Raw genomic sequence first — 17623 nt, 5'->3', positions numbered from 1 at the left:
TGGCGGGACGGGGGTTAATAAATCGTTTTATCTCGCAGCTTCCGCACGCAGGCCGCTAAAAGGCCAGCACGGCACGGACTTTATAGGTATTGGTTTTGAGCTTCACGCCATAGTCGGGGGTGGTGACATCTACATGCCAGACCTTATCTAGACTACCCCATTCGTTGCCGCTCCAATACTTCCCGATAAGCTTATCACCGACCGCCTTATCAATCTGGGGATTGATTGTTTTTTTGAGCATATTCAGTTGCGTGTAATCGCCAGCAAAATTAGTGGGCACACCGAAACACAGTGTGGCAAGCTCATAACTGCCCGGTAAGAACCACCCGCTGCTACCTGCGGGCGCAGGGTACGTGGCAGCATAATCGGCTATCGCATCAAGGGCAGGAAAGGTGGTGTCGCTGTGCCGAGAGCCGTACAGTGGCATTAAACGGGAACTGCAATAACCGAAATATATATCGGATGCCAGTATTTCTTCCCAATCGGCCTGCTCTCCGGATGTGAATTCGTTGAATGATTTTTGGGCCCATTTATAAATATGCTCAGTCGTCCCCTTTCCGGTGGCCCACTTCACCTCCTGAGAGGAGGCATCGCGCATCGCAACGATTATGCCGTGCACACACTCCGGGTGGTCGCGCATCAGCAGGCGGTCGCCTTTTTTGCGGCCGGTCTGCGTCCAGTGCATCCCCTCGATTTCGCCCACCCAGAAGACTACGCCGAGACAACTCTTCTGTAGTTCATCACGGAACGGCTTGACATCTTCATCCCCGGGCAGGATGCTGCCGTCCTGCATATAGTAGTCACCCGCCTTTAACGGCCGGAACTTTTCTGTCACCTTACTGTCGTCAAGCGTGTGGACGGTGTATTTTCCGGGCTGAAGATTTAATTGGGAATACTTAAGTTTGAAAGTCTCCTTAGCTCCGTTGTAGTAATACTTATACGGTTCCGGATCCAAGAGCGCGAGGCTTTTAGTGTTCACCAACAGGCGGGCCGTATAGGGGTTCTCCTGCCAATATAAATTTTCACTGATCACCGCCGTGTAGCGGTAATAACTCTTAGAAATCTCTCGGCTGTCTATCTTTTCGGTATAGGTATATTTCGTAGCAGGCACCTGAAGGATGAACAGAGACATGCGGTGCTCCATCGCGAAGCTGAGCGTATGGTTGTTATACACGCCACGGGCCGTCATCAGGTCGGAGGCGGTGTATAGGTCGTAGGTCCTCTGGTTGGGGTTAACAGACCACTCATCGACTACATACTTAAAGAAGTCTTCATCGCCGGGCGATACCTTGCCGTTCATATCGCTATCGTTCTGGTAGGGATAATAGGCATGATAACTCTTATCGGGTGAGTAGAAAAGCTGAGAAGCGCCGGCAGGCAGCGTCCACTTGCCTCCCTGTAGGGTAAGGCAGAGGTTTTTCACCTCCAGGGTTCCGTCCTTCACCACGTAGAGGCCGATGCAGTCGCCTTCGGTGAAGACGGTGCTGTAACCGCGTTCCTGGGCGCGGGTTTGCCCGGTGGCGTACATGCCGCCGTCGCTCACGGTGATGGTGAGGGGGCGGGCATCGGGGTCGGTGCCGGCAGGGGGCAGTTCGTCCAGTGCATCGGACGTGCATGCCGCCAGCATCAGGATGAGGGCGCAGGCCAGGGATGCTGCCGGGGGAAATATGGAATGATGTTGTTTCATACGGTTTCTTTTTTATTGATGAATTTAGTTGCTACTGTTCTACTCGACCGGCTGCCACGTACCTCCTCCTTCTTCCATGTCGATATTTTTGATACCTTCCGAGGTCACGGTGAGGCGGTACTCGTACATCTTGCCACTGAAGAAGTTCGCTTCGCCTGCGGCGGGGGTATAGTAGAAGGTCTTTCCTCCGATGACTATTTTCACGAACTTCCGTCCCAACATATTTTGGGGAGGAAGCAGGGCGCGCACGGTGCGTACGTATCCGTCGGCGGCAGGGGTCACTTCGTTGGGGGTGATGTGGTCGATGCCGGGGCGCACTTGCTCTGCGGTTCCATTGCTGAGATTGATATTCCCTCCCGTGCACGTGAGGTTTTCAAAGGTTACAGTGGCGCGCTTCAGTTCATCGTCGGTCACGCCGTTGCCCGCTTTGAGGTGTACCACCACCTTGGCTGTGACGTGGCGGAAGACGAGGGTCTTATCGGGGGACGTTACGGTGATGATGATGCGGGGAGCAGACATGTAGTCGCTATCCTGATATCCTTCATTGCTCTGGTCGGCCAGTACAGAGAATAAAAAAGCAGCCTGCGAATTATGATATTCCCCATAAATAACCTTTTCCTCATCCGGGCTTATCCAGGTGTATCGGGCATCATTTGTAATCAGCTTTCCATCGGAATCGACGGAGAGGTGTATCTCCTCCAACACGCCGGTGATTCTACTGGCAATCCGCAGCCTCACCACTTCTCCCCCTTCCCACCTATTTTCAGTGGTAGCCCGTGTCTGGGCGTTGGCGGAGGAATATCCCTCTACGGCGGCGTAGAGTTCCAGCGGCACGCCGCCTTCGGGCCATGCCGCGTCGTCATCGCCTGTGCAGGCAGCCAAAAACAAGGCTGCCCACAGGTACATTATATATATTGGTATGTTCGTCTTCTTCATTTTTTTCTTTATATTTATTGTTTATGGGTTACTCCTGAAATGCAGAGCCTTCTACGGGTGCGCCTATGGTTTCCCAGTCCTCGATTTCGGTTTCCAGCCTCAGTTCCTTATAGTCCACGGTTATCTTATAGATGTACCGCTTGCCGCTTTGCAGCTTCAAGGCATCTCCGGCGGGGATTTTGTAGACGAAATTCGTGTTGTCTGCCAGCTTCACGCGGATGAAGACGGTGCCTGCGGTTAGTTCCTGGGGCACCACGATGGCTTCGGCGTACTGGAGATTGGTGGCGTTAAAGTCTGTCGTCACCAACGTGGGGATGGTAATCGGAGCGGCGGGGTTGGGGTCGGCAGCGAGGGCTACCATCGCCCGGCGTTCGGCCTCGCTACTCATGTCGGCGGCTTTCTTGGGGGTGAAGGTGGCCTTCAGGGCGGTGTTCTCCAGGGTCACGATGGCATCGGTGAGGTCGGGGGCGCCGTTGCCGCGCTTCAGCACTACTTCTACTTTAGATAGCAAATGGTAGAAAGTGAGGTCCACCTTAGAGGCGGTGGGGGCCACGTTCCGCTTGGTGGAATAGAGCAGGTCGGAGGCGGCGTAGGCATCTTGCGTGGTCTGGTCGGCCTTCACTTCGTGAGACACCGATGCGGGGAAGCTGTCTCCCACCGGGGCAGGGTTGGCATGGATGGCATAGATGTTCACGGGGTCGGGCGAGATGTAGTACATGTCGGTGGCGTAAGTGAAGCCTCCGGTGCCGTCGGCGGTGAGCACGTTGTTCTGGTAGAGGGAGGCGCCTTTGCTGTCGTCCACCCAGGCAGATACTTCCAGGCCTGCGCCAAGCTGTGTGTCGAGGCCGTAGGAACGGGTCTGGGAGGTGATGCCGCTGGTGAGGCGGATTTCGCCGTTCCAGTTGTCGGTGATTACTTCGTTGTCGTTGTTACAGGCGGCCAGTGCAAGGGCTGCTGCGGCAATGATTGATAAGTTTCTAAGTTTCATAATCTTACTTTTTTTAGTGTTATTGATTCAATTGTTCGTCTCCATTCCTGCCGAGCCTTCTTCACTGTTGCCCGGTGTCCAGTCGGTAATGATAGCGGAAAAGTCCGCTTCCGTAGGCGTCTCTACTATTTTCCCGCCCAAAGCAAGTGGCTTATGCTTGTCGGCGTTGAAGACGGCAAGCTCCGTGGTGAGATCACTGTCGAGGGTGACCGGCCCGGGATTTCCTCCTGCAAAGTAGAGTTTGGCGTTCAGCTTCTGCCGCACACCCGCCACGCCGAGCAGGCGCACCGTAGCCGCCCATTTTCCGGCATTGGCTCCTTCCGTTACTTTCGCAAACGCCAGTGCCACGTTCAGCGGCGTACCATGCGTGCCGTTATCCATATCCAGCGTCGAGGCAACCCCCGAAAGGTAGCCTTCGATTCGCTCTATCCTTTCCGTGGTGTTGCCCGTCGGCTCAATGAAAAGCGTCAGCCGGCGTATTTGCTGCTGCATCGCAACGGTAAGGGTGTGGTCGGTGTCCGCTTCTATCGTAGTTTCCGTCACGCCCGTAAACAACCAGTCCGGCATCTCCTGCACGAAGGGACCCGCTCCGGCTACGTTGCCCGAAGCCCCGGCGACGGTTGCCACGCTGCCGCTCATGGTGATATGCTTCGGCATGTTGTAAACACGCAAGTGGCAAACACCCGGCTCAAAAAGGCGGTCGAGCGTGTTGGTGACATCGCTCACGGTAGCCATGTATTCACCGGATGCCACCGTGTAGTTTGCCGGTATATCCACGCCCGTCGTGCGTCGCATCCAGTCTGTTGTCAGGATGATTTGCCCTTTGTCAGGATGCGGAGTGTTGTAAATCGGGTCTTTCACATCACAACCCGCAAGGAGAAGAACTGCCGTCCAGATACAAAGTAATGTAATCGAATTTTTCATATATCGTATTTTTATAGTTCTACTTATTTGCTGCCAATCGTCCACACGAGGCTGATGCCAGCCTGTGTCGGTCCCCATAGGTTCTTTGTTCTGTTCCGTTTCTTATATACACGTATGCCATCGGTCATGCCGAAACTGTCATATTCGGAACGGGTGTAGCCCAGACCGAGGTTGAAGTCGATGGAGAAGCCGCGGGACAGGTAAAGCTGGTAGCCCACGGTCAATCCCGCATTCCACAGCTTGCCCTGATAGCCGGTATCCTTTGAAACGATACCGCCCAACATATACTTATATAGGTTATACTCCCCATAGCTGCCCGATATCCCTGCATAGAAACGCTTTTTATCCCAAAGATACCGGCGCACTTCGGGGTTGACGAGCCACATTTTCTGCACTTTGCCGCTGCTACCGCCCCACCATGTGAGACCACCGTCGAGTTTAATGCCGACATGCTCATTTATCCGCCATTCCACGCCGAGCGTAGGCAGCAGCAGGGCGTCATACAGCAGGTTTGTGCGCACTGCAAAGCGATAAGGTTTTTCCGTTTCCCGGATGCGTTGCTCCGATACGGGGGCAGGCTGTTGTTCCACTGTGGAGGGTTCGGATGGTTTCTCCACGGCAATTTCTGTTTTTTGTTCTACGGTTACTTGTTTTTGTTGGGGTTCTTCCCATTTTACTTTTTCTTGGGCGGGCATCGTCTCCGATGTAGCCTTAGCCGAAGGGATACGGAGTGTCACTACCACCAAGTCTTTATTATTATGATACGCACGCGCGTAATTGGCGGTGATGAAATCCGCTTCTTTCAGCCCTTTCTGCGTGATAAGTTCCGACTTTACCCGGTTGGCGCGGGCGAATGCCGTGTTCAGGTTCTCTTTTGCGGTGGGCAGTGAGGCGCAATAGCCATCTACATAAACGGGCATTCTACCTGCCGTAATCTCCGCCCTGTGTTTGTCAACCAGCATGTAGAGCCGTTCCAATTCCGCCTCGTTACCTTTGAGGGAAAACATTTCCTCACCCGGAAGAAAGCGGAAAACGACCACTTTATCCGGTGTCTCTTGTTTATCCGGTGCCTCTTGCGCGTAAGCTCCTGTTCCGGACAATAAAGCCATCAGAAGCAAAGCCAGTAGTTTTTCTTGTAATTGTTTCATAAAGTTCATTTGTTATATGTATATTAAATGAAATAGGTTATCTCTATCCGCGATATCTGTCTCTTACAGTCAGTCGTACAGCCATCGTTTTTTTCCCCTGCCATGGAAGATTTAACAGCTTCCGACAGTTCTGCTTTAATCACCTTTTCCATCATTTCTTTTTCTATGCGTGTTCGTTCCAATTGTTTAGCTAAACAGTCCTGCTCACGGATGCCTTTCGCTATATAATAATTGCACTTCTCAACTATCTTCCGGCAATGCAAAAAGACCAAAGCCACAATTGCCAGCGAGCAGAAAACAAGCCCCAGTGCGATAAGGAAAATGTAATTGTCCATAGATATTTCTTTTTCTTGGTGCAAAGTATGTGAAATACGGGCTGAAAACTATTGCATTTTGTCCCAAGTTTGTGGCATTTTGTCCTTTTCTGCCGTTTTTCAAGCTTTCGGACATAAAAAAAGCACGGATTCACCGTGCTTTTAAGTTTTGGAGCAGTATTTTTTATTTTTCTTGGGACGTTGCCATTTTCCGGTATTCTGTCGGGCTAATGCCATATTGTTTGCGAAACAGACGATAAAAAGTGCTCGGTATATTAAAACCACAACTGAAAGCTATCGCTTCAATCGTTAATTCGGGATGGCTGTCGAGCTTTCGGCGTGCCTCTTCCACTTTCAGAGTACGCATATACTCCATGGGAGATTTTCCCGTAACGGCTTTGACGGCATCTGTCAATGTGTTCTTATTGGTGCCAAGTGCGGAGATTATATCATCGCGGTTAATGTCAGTATTGGACAGGTTATCATCGGAGAGCAGATACTCCTGCAATCGAATAACCAGATTCTGCTGTTCGCCGGAAGGTGCAAATAGTTCCGTAGCTCTGGCTGTTTTGCCGGAATCCTTAAGCGAGGATTCCGATTGGCGGGCATTCTCTAATCGGAATAATTCGTCCGCTAACCGGTCTTGTTCTTTAATTCGTTCATACAACTTACGATTCTTGAGGGCAATAGTCCGGTTGTAATAGAAAGCACCTGCCAAGAGCAAAGCGAGAACCAGACAAATGGCAAGAGCAAAAAGGAGGTAATGGAAATTACGCTCTTTCTCGGCAATATGTTTTTCCACTTCATATTGGGTACGTAATTCGTCGAACCGGGCATTGACCTCCACGTTTTTTATAGTATCATTGGTAGCTATAAACTGATCCAATAGTGCTAACGCTTCGTCAACACGTCCCATCCGGGCAAGTATCTCCATCTTTATTTTTCTGGTATCATTGAGGCTGAAGTCCGATTCATCAATCCCGACCGTTGCACTGTCTATTACGGCAAGTGCTCTGCGGTAGTCTCCCTGTGACTGAAAAATCAGTGCCTTTGCGCGCGCCAACTCATATTTGGAAATATTGTTATTGACAATACTTTCCAATTTGGAGAGATATTCCCCGGCTTTGTCGTAGTCTTTCGTATCTATGTATGTATTCATCAATGCTACATAGAGATTTCCCCGCGCTTCGGGCTGTGTTCTTCCGGATGATTTCTCGAATCGCGCAATCGCTTTTTCATAGTCAGGCACAAGTTGCAATAGTTTATCATATTGTGCCTGTGCCCGGAGAGCAGTGCATAAGAACGCATAGGATTGTGTCAGGATATTGTCGTATCCCGAAACTTCCCATAATAAGCCGGCACACTCTCTGAAACATTCTTCTTCTTCTTTCCACCTATTCTGAACATTATAAGTGATTCCGGTAGCATAGAGCGCCAATGCCATCCCTGCCTTATCCTCCCGCTTCCTGGCACGGTCGAACATGAGTTCCGCCGCTTCGGCTGCCTGTTTATAATCCCCTTTCAGATTATAGGCAGTGATTAGCTGCATATTGATCTGATAATAGAACTTCCACAACTCGTGCCGGATATAAAAGTCAAGATAGCCGGGCGCTTTTTGAATGATTTCGTCATACTCCTTCCGGTTTATATGAGATATGATGGTATTTCCATACACCATTCCCTGCATTTCTACATTTCCCTGCTTTATGGCTTCGGCTTCAACCTGACTGAACAGCATCAGCAATGTATCCATTTTTTGGTTGTCGGCAACTTCCGACATATACAAATAATACAATCTGTTGTATGACTTCAGTTTATCAATACCTTCAGAGTGTTCAATCACTTGCCGCAAAGAGTCTTTTTGATGTTGTAGGCTATTTTGTGCTAAAACAGGTAAGGCAAGACTTAAAAGGCTTCCCCACAAAATAGTTATCAGACTGGTTTTATATTTCATATTGGTTGTGTGTTTACGTAAGTTCTTGATTTATAATTCTTCAAAAATACAAAAAATATCATCAGGTGGAACAGACATGAAAGAGTTTATAATAAATCACCAAATTATGCCACAAGCAGCCACTTTAGTGCCACTTGGTGCCACGCTATTCAGATTCCATTGAATTACAGACACTTGCATCTACTTTCGCCCCGCATTACGATAGATGCAAGTCACATAAAGCAAATTACAATGAAAGAAAATCAGAATGAAAAAGAAGTATTACTCGTGGCCGACAAGGACGACGACGGACGTGTTTACCGACATGCTGGGATATCCCGAAGACAACAGGATCTCATCGACCTGTACAAGATCAATCCGAATGATTATCCGATACTGGTGCAGGAGCAGAAATCTCCCACCGCAACGGAATAACAGTCGTTTACCGGTTCCTCCCCCGGACAATCCGAAGCAGGGAAACAAGTCCGCAACCGTTGGGCTTTGAGAACCGCATGGATTGGGAACAACTCGCCCGTCTGGGCTTCACGTCGGATTGTTTAGTGGAATATTCTATTATAACAGTGGCTACAGCCTCTCCTGTTCCGCCTTTGGCGCAGCAGAGCATTTGCTATAGTCTTTACCAACTTCAGGATCAACTGGATTGTGGCACACAGTCCTGCGAGTTCGGGATGAATCGGAATAGCTTGATTATCTTTTTTTCTGCCACCAGAGTAATTACCGGAATCGGAGCGTAGTGCAGCGATGCAGTCCGTTGAAGGAGGTGGTTTCTTTGATGATGGCATTTATATTGATGGCAGTTCCGGGAAGTGTTGTATTACCGCAGGATCTACGTTATGAAAAAAACTGCTTGAAGGAAGACTACACCGGAATTCAAACCATAAATTTGGTCGGGGTTCCGGTGTTTTGTCTTCTACGGAGAGTTACTATCCTTTCTTATCTTCTGCCCTGTCTTCTGCGGCAGAACCAGGTTCGGAAGCGAATGGAAAATCATCGAAATGGAAACTTTTGTGAGGAGTGAAGTGAAAGATTATATCTTTCATTTATGTACCAATTACAAATCATCTTCCAATGCTGTACTTTTTGCATAAGCAGTACTCTTAGCCTCAAAGAAATCAGTCTTTACCATATTGGCATTGGAATATTGTGATACCCAACGCATGCTTTCGGGTTCTTTTAAATTGTCTTCATACAATGGAGTAAATCCAAGACTGGTCCAGCGGAGGTTTCCTAAATAACGAATGTAGTCTTCTATCATTTTCTTATTCAATCCCTGGATCTCGTCACCTATCACATATTGCCCCCATTCTATTTCCTGTTTCACTCCTTCACGCATCATCGCTTCGTATACTTTCACCCTATCAGAAGTAAACAATTCCGGTTCTTCCTTCTTCAATTCCAGAATGATATTACGAAACAGCCAAAGATGGGTATTTTCATCCCGATTGATATAACGGATTTCCTGAGCAGATCCAGACATCTTTCCGTTACGACTCAGGTTATAGAAAAACATGAAGCCACTGTAAAAATAAATACCCTCCAGTATATAATTGGCTATCAATGTTTTCATCAACGTAAAACTGTCCTGGCTTTCCTGAAATTCATTATAGCAATTACCTATAAAAGTGTTTCTTTTTAATAGATGCTCATCTGTTTTCCATTGATACAGAATGTCATTGCGCTCCTCCGGACTACATATAGAGTCCAGCATATAACTGTAACTTTGGCTATGGACGCACTCTTGAAAGGCTTGAATATGCAGGCAGAGATTGACTTCATTTGCTGTAATGTATTCACTGATAGTAGGCAGATTGTTACTCTGCAGGGAGTCAAGGAAAACAAGGAAGCTCAATATCTTGTCATAAGCTGTCCGTTCCGCCTTATCCAGATGTGGATAATCCTTTGTATCCTGAGTAAGATTGATTTCTTCGGGTATCCAGAAATTATTCATGGCCTGACGATACCAGTCACTTACCCATTTGTAGTGCATATTGTTGAAATCATTCAAATTAGTTGTATTCCCGCCAATCATTTTTCTGAGACGGAGTTCGGTATCACCCTCGGGATTGAAGAGGGCATTCTTCTTTAATTTCTTTATTTCCATATTTATTATTTAATGTTAGTCAGGATGCACAACTTTCACATTCTTCCACTTCCAGCGATTTACTGCGTACATAGTACACTGTCTTCACTCCGCATTCCCATGCCAACAGATAAAGGTTTAATACCTGTCTCATGGTAAAATCATTGGTGATATACAAATTCAAGCTTTGTGCCTGATCAATATGCAATTGCCGGATACCCGCAGCACGTATGCTCCATGTCTGGTCTATCCGGTAAGCTCCCTTATACAACCAATACGTCTTATCAGACAATGACGGAGCCACTCGCGGAAGCATGGCACCCTTCTTTTCTTCAAGAAAAAAACGTTTCATGACCGGATCTGTTCCGGCAGTTGTTCCGGCAATGATACTAGTGCTGCTGGTAGGAGCAATAGCCAGAAGATAAGCATTTCTCATGCCATCTGCCGCAACCTTGGCCGCCAAATCTTTCCATTGAAGAGAATCATAACCACGTTTCGCAAAATAAGCTCCGGTTTGCCAGTCACTTCCTTCGAAATAAACATATCTTCCTTTTTCCTTAGCAAGCCCGGCACTTGCTTCGATGGCGGCATAATTGATACACTCAAATACTTTATCAATGAAATTAAGATGCTCCACGCTTTCCCAACGGATACCGCGCAATGCAAGTGCGTGATGGTAACCGCTCACCCCTAAACCGATGCTACGGTACCGATGGTTTGTTATCCGGGCAAAAGGGATAGGATAGAAATTCAAATCAATCACATTGTCAAGCGCACGTACTACAACAGCTATTTTTTCTTTCATCTGCCGTTCATCCTCCAATGGAAGATGTCCAAGCGACAAGCTGGCAAGGTTACAAACGACAAAGTCACCGGGACGGACGGTATTGACTACAACCGTATCACCACCTTCCGTACGGACCTCAGTGGAAACAGTTTCAATGGATGACATATTCTGAGCTATTTCCGTACATAGGTTAGAACAATAAATAATCCCCCGATGCGAATTAGGATTAGCCCTGTTCACTGTATCCCGGTTGAATGTGAAAGGCGTCCCTGTCTCTACGGCAGAGCGTAGTATCAACCGGACAATATCTTTGATGTTCAGAACCCGCTTAGAGAGAAGGGGATCGTTTATACAATCCAAGTATTTTTGCTCCCACTCTTCTCCATAATAATCCTCCAGGCAATACCCTTTGACATTCATAATTTCGTTGGGACAGAACAAGTACCATTGCTGATTCAGGTCTTCCTTTGCCATACGCCAGAACAAATCAGGATAGCATACGGCAGGAAAGATATCATGTGCCTTCATCCGGTCGTCTCCATTATTGGTGCGGAGTTGCAGGAATTCGGGCAAATCTTTGTGCCAGACATCCAGATATACTGCTACAGCTCCCTGACGCATACCCAGTTGGTCGACAGCTACGGCAGTGTCATTTACCAGTTTCATCCAGCGTATCACTCCGCCTGCCACTCCCTTAAACCCTCGTATATTTCCTCCTGCCGCACGCACCTTACCAAAATACATTCCCATTCCTCCGCCAAACTTACTGACCATGGCAAAATTATCGATACTGCGATAAATCCCCTCCAGGCTATCGGGCACTGTATCAATAAAACAACTGGATAACTGGTGATAAGGCTTGCGGGCATTGGACAGTGTAGGGGTTGCCATGGTTACTTCTAACCGACTCAGCATATCATAGAACTTCTTTACCCACTGCAATCTATCACACTTTTCGGACATACCCAAATGAAGCGCAATCCCCAAATACATTTCTTGTACCGATTCCATTGGTTCATGTGAGTGCGTACGGATAAGATAACGTTTCGCGAGAAGATCCAATCCCGAATAATTGAAAAGTTTATCACGTTCGGGACACATAAACCCGGCAGCCACTTCTATTTCTCGTGGAGAATAAGCGCTCAGGATATAGTCACCATACAAACCTTCATCCGTCAAATAGCGCAGCTTGTCATAAAAAGAATAAATACCGGCAATTTCTGCCTGTACCTTTAACTTCTGCGTCAACTGAAAATTAAACAAACGGGCAGCAATAAATTCCCAGTCAGGCGCCTCTTGCGTAGTAAGCTCTACGGCAGCCTTAATAAGAGTCGTCAACCTCTCTTCAGCTGTCATATCGGTTTTGCAGAGGTTTACAAACTTCTCTGCCAGTATCACCAAACTATATTCATTGGCAACAAAATCCTTTTGAATATCTTTCAATGTGTCAGCCAACGCTTCAGAACCTATACTGCTGACAATATGGTTAAAAGCTTTTCTCCGTTCCGTACGTTGCCAACGATAAAGTATATAGTTTTTAGCTTCGGCATAAAAGCCATGTTCCATCAAACTACGTTCTACCTCATCTTGAATCTGTTCCACGCTACGGTGTACTTCATCACACAAAAAGAGTTCTACTTCATCTACAATTGTGTAAACGGTTTCGTCCGGTACTTCTCTTCCGGTACTGGCAAAACTCTTCCGTATCGCAACGGCTATCTTTTCTCTATTATATGGTTCCGTTGCCCCATTCCTCTTGATTATTTGCATGAAATGTTCTTGAAATGAATTATTTTATCGTTTCGCACCGTTTCCCTACCCCCCGAGTAGAAACAGCCTTTGATGAATGGCAGGTCTTCTGACTGACTCCTCCTTTCCGATGCCTTCCCACACTTCTCCTCATCTACTTGGGCAATGCAGTGGCAATAAGTTTAGTATCGGTAAGTCTACCGGAGTTTCACAGCAGCGGGACTGTCCGGGATTTACACCCGATTCCCTTTTAATCACTTATGCAGAAAAGCATAAGTGAACCAATTCGCCACAAAATAACGAAAGACTTCAGTAATATACAAATAATTCCGTAGTTAAAAAAAGTTGCCATAAGATGTATTATGCACAGATTATCCATCCTAACTGAGAAGGCAATTAAAGTTCATCTCAGTAGCCGAGATGTATATCTCAGCAGCCAAGATGCACATCTTAGCACGCGAGATATACATCTTAGTGCGCAAGATGGAAAGAATTACGTATACCGTTAATTTGTTTTAGGCTGATTATCCCTTTTCTTTGTTACTGACTGACATTTTTTCCACTAACTCTGTTATAAGTTGCCTCCTTATTTAATCTTAAGGGTACAAAAAGCTGTCGGATTACTCTTTTTATTATGAACATTACTTTATCATACCAACCATAGCAGCCACCATTGCGGCAATAGAGGCGATGGAAGTATTCATCCCTGTAACGTCCGCCGCCACAGTTTGTTTCCTGCCTTTTTTGCTGGGCACTATTATTTCACATCCGGGTTCAATTGCATTGCCCATTCTCCTTTTCAGACGAGAAACCATACCATTCATATATATTACATAAACACGCCGCTTCAGTGCCCGGTTTCCAAATCCACCTGCCTGCTCAATGTAATAACTAAGACTGCTCCCCTTCTGATAAAGTATCGTATTAGGATACATCACAGCTCCATTGATTGTTACCGTGCTGACATATTTAGGAACGAAAAGTACATCTCCTTCGCGCAAAACCATATCTTCGTCAGAGCCTGGATTTACCAATGCTTTCTCAAGTTCTATGCCTACCGGATAAGTGGAAGAGGCTTCCAGAGTAACCGGAGATACAGAAGCCTTTTCACTTCCTCTGACCGACAAACGTAGCACATCCTTTTTCTGACGCATTTCATCCGCCGTCATTCTGCGTATCAGACGCGCTCCTTTTACATAAGCTTCTTTCGATAGTCCGCCGGCTCTTGCTATCAGACTACTCAGCCTCTCATTACTTTGGATTAATGTATAATTACCGGTGAAGGCCACTTCGCCTTTAACTGTTACATTGGCCTGTTTACGATATCCCGGACTTCGGCGAATGAAAACGATATCATAGGGTTCCAGTTCAAATCCTTTATCCTCCCCCATCACCAGCCCGTTTTTAAGTTCAACCGTAAAGCTTTTTCCGATAACAGTGGAAGATGATATACTTTTAGGATCTCTAATCCGCCGCGAGACATCGATCCGGACCATAGAAGCAGATTCCAGCAATCCTCCCGCTTTTACAATCAAATCCTGTATGGACGTATTTTTAACATAAGGGAAATCTCCCGGATTCCTTATATCACCATAGATAGATAAAGTACCTTCTTTCTCAATGTCTTTCACACTCGAGATATAAAGAACATCATTTTTCTGTAAACGTAGGTCGGAGACTGCGCCAGCCATCATTCTTTTCAAATCGACCGGGATCATTTCATGTGTTAGGTCTTCATGCTCACGTCTCAACAAAGCCCTGTTGAGAAAAGCATCTCCCCGAAGTCCTTCTGCTCTGCTGATCAACTGCCTGACAGTTCCCGTGATACTATCGTCCAATTGATATACGCCGGCACGGTACACAGCACCACGAACTTCAACTTTGTTTGAGAAACGTTGCAATACCGCCTCAACAGACAATTCATCACCGTCGGTCAAAACAAAAGATTGGTAATCATCCTGCCCTACATTGTATATCTGTTTCTCTTTCCCATTCAGACGAAACAGACGTATCGCGTCCCGGTAAGCATCTCCCGTGAAACCTCCCGCATAGCTGAGCAGAGTTGTTATGGTTTCTCCTTTTTTCATTTCATACGCCATCGGACGTTTGACTTTTCCGGAAATACTAACCAAATTCTCATAAGGAGGAATCAAAATGACATCGCCTTCCGATAAACGGATGTCGTCCGTCAACTTTCCTTTCATAATGTAATCATATACATCAATGCAAGCGACCTCTTTTCCACCTCTCACAACACGAATATCACGTAAACTTCCAATACCACTGACCCCACCGGCACGATACAAGGCATGGAATACCGATGCAAATGCCGACAAGCGGTAAGTACCCGGTACCTGTACTTCACCCATGACATTGATCATGATGGTACGGATTCCCCCTAATGATAACTTGATATGAACCGATTTTCCGGAAATAGCGGCATAAATCTTACTGAATTCACGTCTTAAGCTCCGTTCGGCATCCTGTATACTCATTCCATCCAGAAAGATGGGACCTATACCTGCCACGTGAATAGTACCTTCAGGAGAAATAATTTCTCTGACTGTATTTTCGGAAGTGCCCCACACATCGATAATCAATTCGTCTCCGGACCCTAACACATAATTTTCAGGGGTAGGGATATCCAGATTAGGTTCAAAAGATAAATTCCGGTCAGTAAATATATTGCGTCCAAAAACTGTAACCTGCTTACCACGGATTATAAAATCCTCTTTTCTATGTTGCCTTGCCCTGCTCCCGCCCGCCAATAGAATGAACAGGGCAAATAACAATGCTCCCTTATCATTCACCCTGCCGGATATCTTATCAATCAGACAGCTTACTTTTTTTGTGACGCAAGAAAGCGACTGACAAGAAAAACCCACAGCAACGGTTTGCAACAATATTTCTATACTCATAAAACACAGTTATTAATTAATCATGTAGATTCTAACACAAATAATGAATCCCATAAATTAACACAATCCACATCCATATTTCACTTCTGATAAGGAAGCAGAAACTTGAAACCTCTCCCCCGCAACATGACTTCAGACTCACGCACTTCTTCTACAAACAACCGATGTATCCCTTCTGTTATTTGCGGTTTTTGGGATTCATAACGAAGAATATTCAGATCAACAGAATCACCCTGTATGGGGTTCACAATGGGAGCTAATTTTATATAAGAACTACTATAAGTCACTCCTCCCCCTCCATAAGGACGGGCGCTGTTTGCAATCCACGTACCTACTCCTTTTCTTTTGACTACCATTTTATTATTCAAAATCAAATAATATGAACTTGCATTGGTACTATACCAACCCGAAGTCTCCAGTTCTCCTTCCGGTCTCACTTTAATATGGATGATTTTCTTCTCTTTTGCATCTTCAGAAATAGCGATAACTTGGGCTTCTCCCTCATATTTGGGATTTATCTCAAGCATCCCGGTAGAGCCGTCCCATTTGATATCCATGATATCCGCCGGGTCGTTCTCTTCCAATTTGGTCAGTTCCCCTCCTCCGAAGATACTTACGTATTTACTTTTAAATCCGGGAAGGAACTGAACCGTTGAATGGCTCACTTCCAAGTCGGGAAAGACCACGCTGATTTTCAGCCTTGCACGCTTGTCATGCGAAATGATAGTGGCAAACGTTTCACCTTCCAACAGACCTTTTACCTTAAGCGTGTCCATACTTATATAGGCAGTAGCTATCTGTGCGTTTTCTACGTTAACTATATATTTCCCGTTTCCGCCTGAGAGAAGGAGTCTTTTTTCCGTTTGTTTATTCAACAACAATTCTTCGACACCCTTCTCTTTTCCTATCCGGATATCGGGAAGTTCTTCTTTTTGTTTTTCACATGCAAAAAAGCAAATAAGGCAAAAAATGATACACAATTGGGTTATTACATTCTTTATCATTGGTTTATTTCCTATTTAATTGTATTTTTATTCTTGAATCTTTTCTACACCCAGTTGGGGATATAAAATCTCCCATTCACGACCTTCTCCCTCATCAATATAGATTTCCAGTCGAAACTGTTTGTAAAATCCTTCAAACTCAGGGAACTCTAAAGTATCATCTTTGGGGTTAACTGTCATTCCGTTCAATTTATAAGAGATTCTCGCATCAGGATTGGCCAGTTCATGATAATAGAGCTTTAGGAAACGCCCCTTGCAACTCCCGTCAGGAGTGATAGTACGCAGGTAAGGAATCCGATCTTCAGAGTTTTCTGCTTTACTCATTCCTTCCGTCACTCCTTTTCGTTCGGCATATGGTGAAAACTCGTTACCCTTTACTGCTCTTACTTTAACGTGGTGCTCACTTCCCGGTTTAAGTTTTGTCTTCATATATGAATTTCCGGATGTGGTTGTTTCGGTTTTGCCATCAAACATAACTTCCCATCGCATTTCTTCATCCATGACTTTATTCCAAGAGATCTCCATTTCGCTCTGATACGCTTTTATACTCAGATTGCGGGGAGCTTTCGGGACGGAAGATATGTCCGGTCCGGTCCCTTTGGGCACCATCGACATATCGTCGAACAGCATATAGCCCTCCTGATAAACCCGAAGTGTTTTTATGCCCATCCCCATACTATAAACATTCTCCGGAATTGTTACGACACCCTCCGCTTTTTTCCATTCATCTTTAACTGTTCTTACCGAAAGTATTTTCTCTCTACTTTTTACCCTTCCATCATCATACCACAATAAAGTTACTGCTATTTCAGTGTTTTTTATATTCGTTTTGTACCAGAAAGAGAATGCATATTGTTTTCCCCCTTCTACCGGTGTAGGTTGAGCCAAATAGATAGATCCTCCATTGAGCCATATCTTAAGTGCATATGTACCCGGACTCTCGGGACGCCTCTCCTGTACTTGTTCCGGACTAAAGTCGCTTGCTATACGCCAGCCAATGGGCTGTCCCCCATCTCTCCACTCTTCATATCCTCCATTGGGAATGATATTTTCTTTTTGAGCTTTGACTTGGATTGTTGCCGACATGAATATAATTATCGGTAAAAGCAGTTTATGTATCTTTCTCATTTTTCT

14 protein-coding genes and 1 riboswitch are annotated in these 17623 nt (G+C 46.1%); of the genes, 2 read left to right on the top strand and 12 right to left on the bottom strand.

Translation table 11 applies throughout. The annotated features are described in order from the left end of the window. Positions 1-55: 55 nt before the first annotated feature. From G7Y45_RS11875 to G7Y45_RS11845, 7 genes are all read right to left on the bottom strand, one after another. Positions 56-1687 carry a fimbrillin family protein gene (locus tag G7Y45_RS11875; RefSeq protein WP_165014516.1) on the bottom strand — a complete coding sequence of 544 codons (1632 nt, stop codon included), beginning with the start codon at positions 1685-1687 and terminating at the stop codon, positions 56-58. Between the two features lie 39 nt (positions 1688-1726). Continuing rightward, positions 1727-2593, bottom strand: a complete 867-nt coding sequence (locus G7Y45_RS11870; protein ID WP_371729274.1) for a fimbrillin family protein — start codon at positions 2591-2593, stop codon at positions 1727-1729. 58 nt (positions 2594-2651) lie between these two features. Then, positions 2652-3611, bottom strand: a complete 960-nt coding sequence (locus tag G7Y45_RS11865; RefSeq protein WP_165014512.1) for a fimbrillin family protein — start codon at positions 3609-3611, stop codon at positions 2652-2654. 27 nt (positions 3612-3638) lie between these two features. Next, positions 3639-4535 carry a FimB/Mfa2 family fimbrial subunit gene (locus tag G7Y45_RS11860; protein ID WP_165014510.1) on the bottom strand — a complete coding sequence of 299 codons (897 nt, stop codon included), beginning with the start codon at positions 4533-4535 and terminating at the stop codon, positions 3639-3641. A 23-nt stretch (positions 4536-4558) separates the two neighbouring features. Further along, entirely contained in the window at positions 4559-5683 is a 1125-nt protein-coding gene (locus G7Y45_RS11855; protein WP_032543884.1) for a DUF3575 domain-containing protein, read from the bottom strand. A gap of 23 nt (positions 5684-5706) precedes the next feature. Then, positions 5707-6018: a hypothetical protein gene (locus tag G7Y45_RS11850; RefSeq protein WP_032536399.1), complete on the bottom strand. Its 312-nt coding sequence runs from the start codon at positions 6016-6018 to the stop codon at positions 5707-5709. 163 nt (positions 6019-6181) lie between these two features. Beyond that, a complete protein-coding gene (locus G7Y45_RS11845) occupies positions 6182-7951 on the bottom strand; it encodes a helix-turn-helix domain-containing protein (protein ID WP_165014509.1) in 1770 nt (589 codons plus the stop codon). A gap of 231 nt (positions 7952-8182) precedes the next feature. Between G7Y45_RS11845 and G7Y45_RS11840 the strand changes: the two genes are divergently transcribed. Continuing rightward, positions 8183-8365 (top strand): hypothetical protein, encoded by a 183-nt coding sequence (locus G7Y45_RS11840; RefSeq protein ID WP_022012187.1) that lies wholly within the window; start codon positions 8183-8185, stop codon positions 8363-8365. A gap of 77 nt (positions 8366-8442) precedes the next feature. Next, positions 8443-8685 carry a hypothetical protein gene (locus tag G7Y45_RS11835; RefSeq protein WP_241158959.1) on the top strand — a complete coding sequence of 81 codons (243 nt, stop codon included), beginning with the start codon at positions 8443-8445 and terminating at the stop codon, positions 8683-8685. Positions 8686-9002: 317 nt separating this feature from the next. Here the strand turns inward: G7Y45_RS11835 and G7Y45_RS11830 are convergent, their stop codons facing one another. From G7Y45_RS11830 to G7Y45_RS11810, 5 genes are all read right to left on the bottom strand, one after another. Further along, complete coding sequence (locus G7Y45_RS11830) at positions 9003-10052, bottom strand: ribonucleotide-diphosphate reductase subunit beta (RefSeq protein WP_005808712.1); 1050 nt, start codon at positions 10050-10052, stop codon at positions 9003-9005. 19 nt (positions 10053-10071) lie between these two features. Then, positions 10072-12588, bottom strand: a complete 2517-nt coding sequence (locus G7Y45_RS11825) for a ribonucleoside-diphosphate reductase subunit alpha (protein WP_022012188.1) — start codon at positions 12586-12588, stop codon at positions 10072-10074. A 60-nt stretch (positions 12589-12648) separates the two neighbouring features. Then, positions 12649-12868: riboswitch (cobalamin riboswitch) on the bottom strand. Between the two features lie 340 nt (positions 12869-13208). Then, positions 13209-15485, bottom strand: coding sequence for an SLBB domain-containing protein (locus G7Y45_RS11820; protein ID WP_165014507.1), 2277 nt, complete (start codon positions 15483-15485; stop codon positions 13209-13211). Between the two features lie 80 nt (positions 15486-15565). After that, a complete protein-coding gene (locus G7Y45_RS11815) occupies positions 15566-16489 on the bottom strand; it encodes a hypothetical protein (RefSeq protein ID WP_005776740.1) in 924 nt (307 codons plus the stop codon). Positions 16490-16516: 27 nt separating this feature from the next. Then, positions 16517-17617 (bottom strand): fibronectin type III domain-containing protein, encoded by a 1101-nt coding sequence (locus tag G7Y45_RS11810; protein ID WP_165014505.1) that lies wholly within the window; start codon positions 17615-17617, stop codon positions 16517-16519. Positions 17618-17623 lie beyond the last annotated feature (6 nt).

This window comes from Bacteroides sp. ZJ-18, assembly GCF_011038705.2.
In the GTDB taxonomy this organism is placed as follows: domain Bacteria; phylum Bacteroidota; class Bacteroidia; order Bacteroidales; family Bacteroidaceae; genus Bacteroides; species Bacteroides hominis.
Note: the sequence above shows the minus strand (reverse complement) of the source record. Positions and strands in the feature narration are given on the sequence as shown.

What these genes read in the sequence shown, in the direction of transcription:
- G7Y45_RS11875 (WP_165014516.1), bottom strand. Translation starts at nt 1,687, where the DNA reads ATGAAACAACATCATTCCATATTTCCCCCGGCAGCATCCCTGGCCTGC.
- G7Y45_RS11845 (WP_165014509.1), bottom strand. Translation starts at nt 7,951, where the DNA reads ATGAAATATAAAACCAGTCTGATAACTATTTTGTGGGGAAGCCTTTTA.
- G7Y45_RS11810 (WP_165014505.1), bottom strand. Translation starts at nt 17,617, where the DNA reads ATGAGAAAGATACATAAACTGCTTTTACCGATAATTATATTCATGTCG.
- G7Y45_RS11835 (WP_241158959.1), top strand. Translation starts at nt 8,443, where the DNA reads ATGGATTGGGAACAACTCGCCCGTCTGGGCTTCACGTCGGATTGTTTA.
- G7Y45_RS11860 (WP_165014510.1), bottom strand. Translation starts at nt 4,535, where the DNA reads ATGAAAAATTCGATTACATTACTTTGTATCTGGACGGCAGTTCTTCTC.
- G7Y45_RS11870 (WP_371729274.1), bottom strand. Translation starts at nt 2,593, where the DNA reads ATGTACCTGTGGGCAGCCTTGTTTTTGGCTGCCTGCACAGGCGATGAC.
- G7Y45_RS11825 (WP_022012188.1), bottom strand. Translation starts at nt 12,588, where the DNA reads ATGCAAATAATCAAGAGGAATGGGGCAACGGAACCATATAATAGAGAA.
- G7Y45_RS11840 (WP_022012187.1), top strand. Translation starts at nt 8,183, where the DNA reads ATGAAAGAAAATCAGAATGAAAAAGAAGTATTACTCGTGGCCGACAAG.
- G7Y45_RS11865 (WP_165014512.1), bottom strand. Translation starts at nt 3,611, where the DNA reads ATGAAACTTAGAAACTTATCAATCATTGCCGCAGCAGCCCTTGCACTG.
- G7Y45_RS11830 (WP_005808712.1), bottom strand. Translation starts at nt 10,052, where the DNA reads ATGGAAATAAAGAAATTAAAGAAGAATGCCCTCTTCAATCCCGAGGGT.
- G7Y45_RS11815 (WP_005776740.1), bottom strand. Translation starts at nt 16,489, where the DNA reads ATGATAAAGAATGTAATAACCCAATTGTGTATCATTTTTTGCCTTATT.
- G7Y45_RS11850 (WP_032536399.1), bottom strand. Translation starts at nt 6,018, where the DNA reads ATGGACAATTACATTTTCCTTATCGCACTGGGGCTTGTTTTCTGCTCG.
- G7Y45_RS11855 (WP_032543884.1), bottom strand. Translation starts at nt 5,683, where the DNA reads ATGAAACAATTACAAGAAAAACTACTGGCTTTGCTTCTGATGGCTTTA.
- G7Y45_RS11820 (WP_165014507.1), bottom strand. Translation starts at nt 15,485, where the DNA reads ATGAGTATAGAAATATTGTTGCAAACCGTTGCTGTGGGTTTTTCTTGT.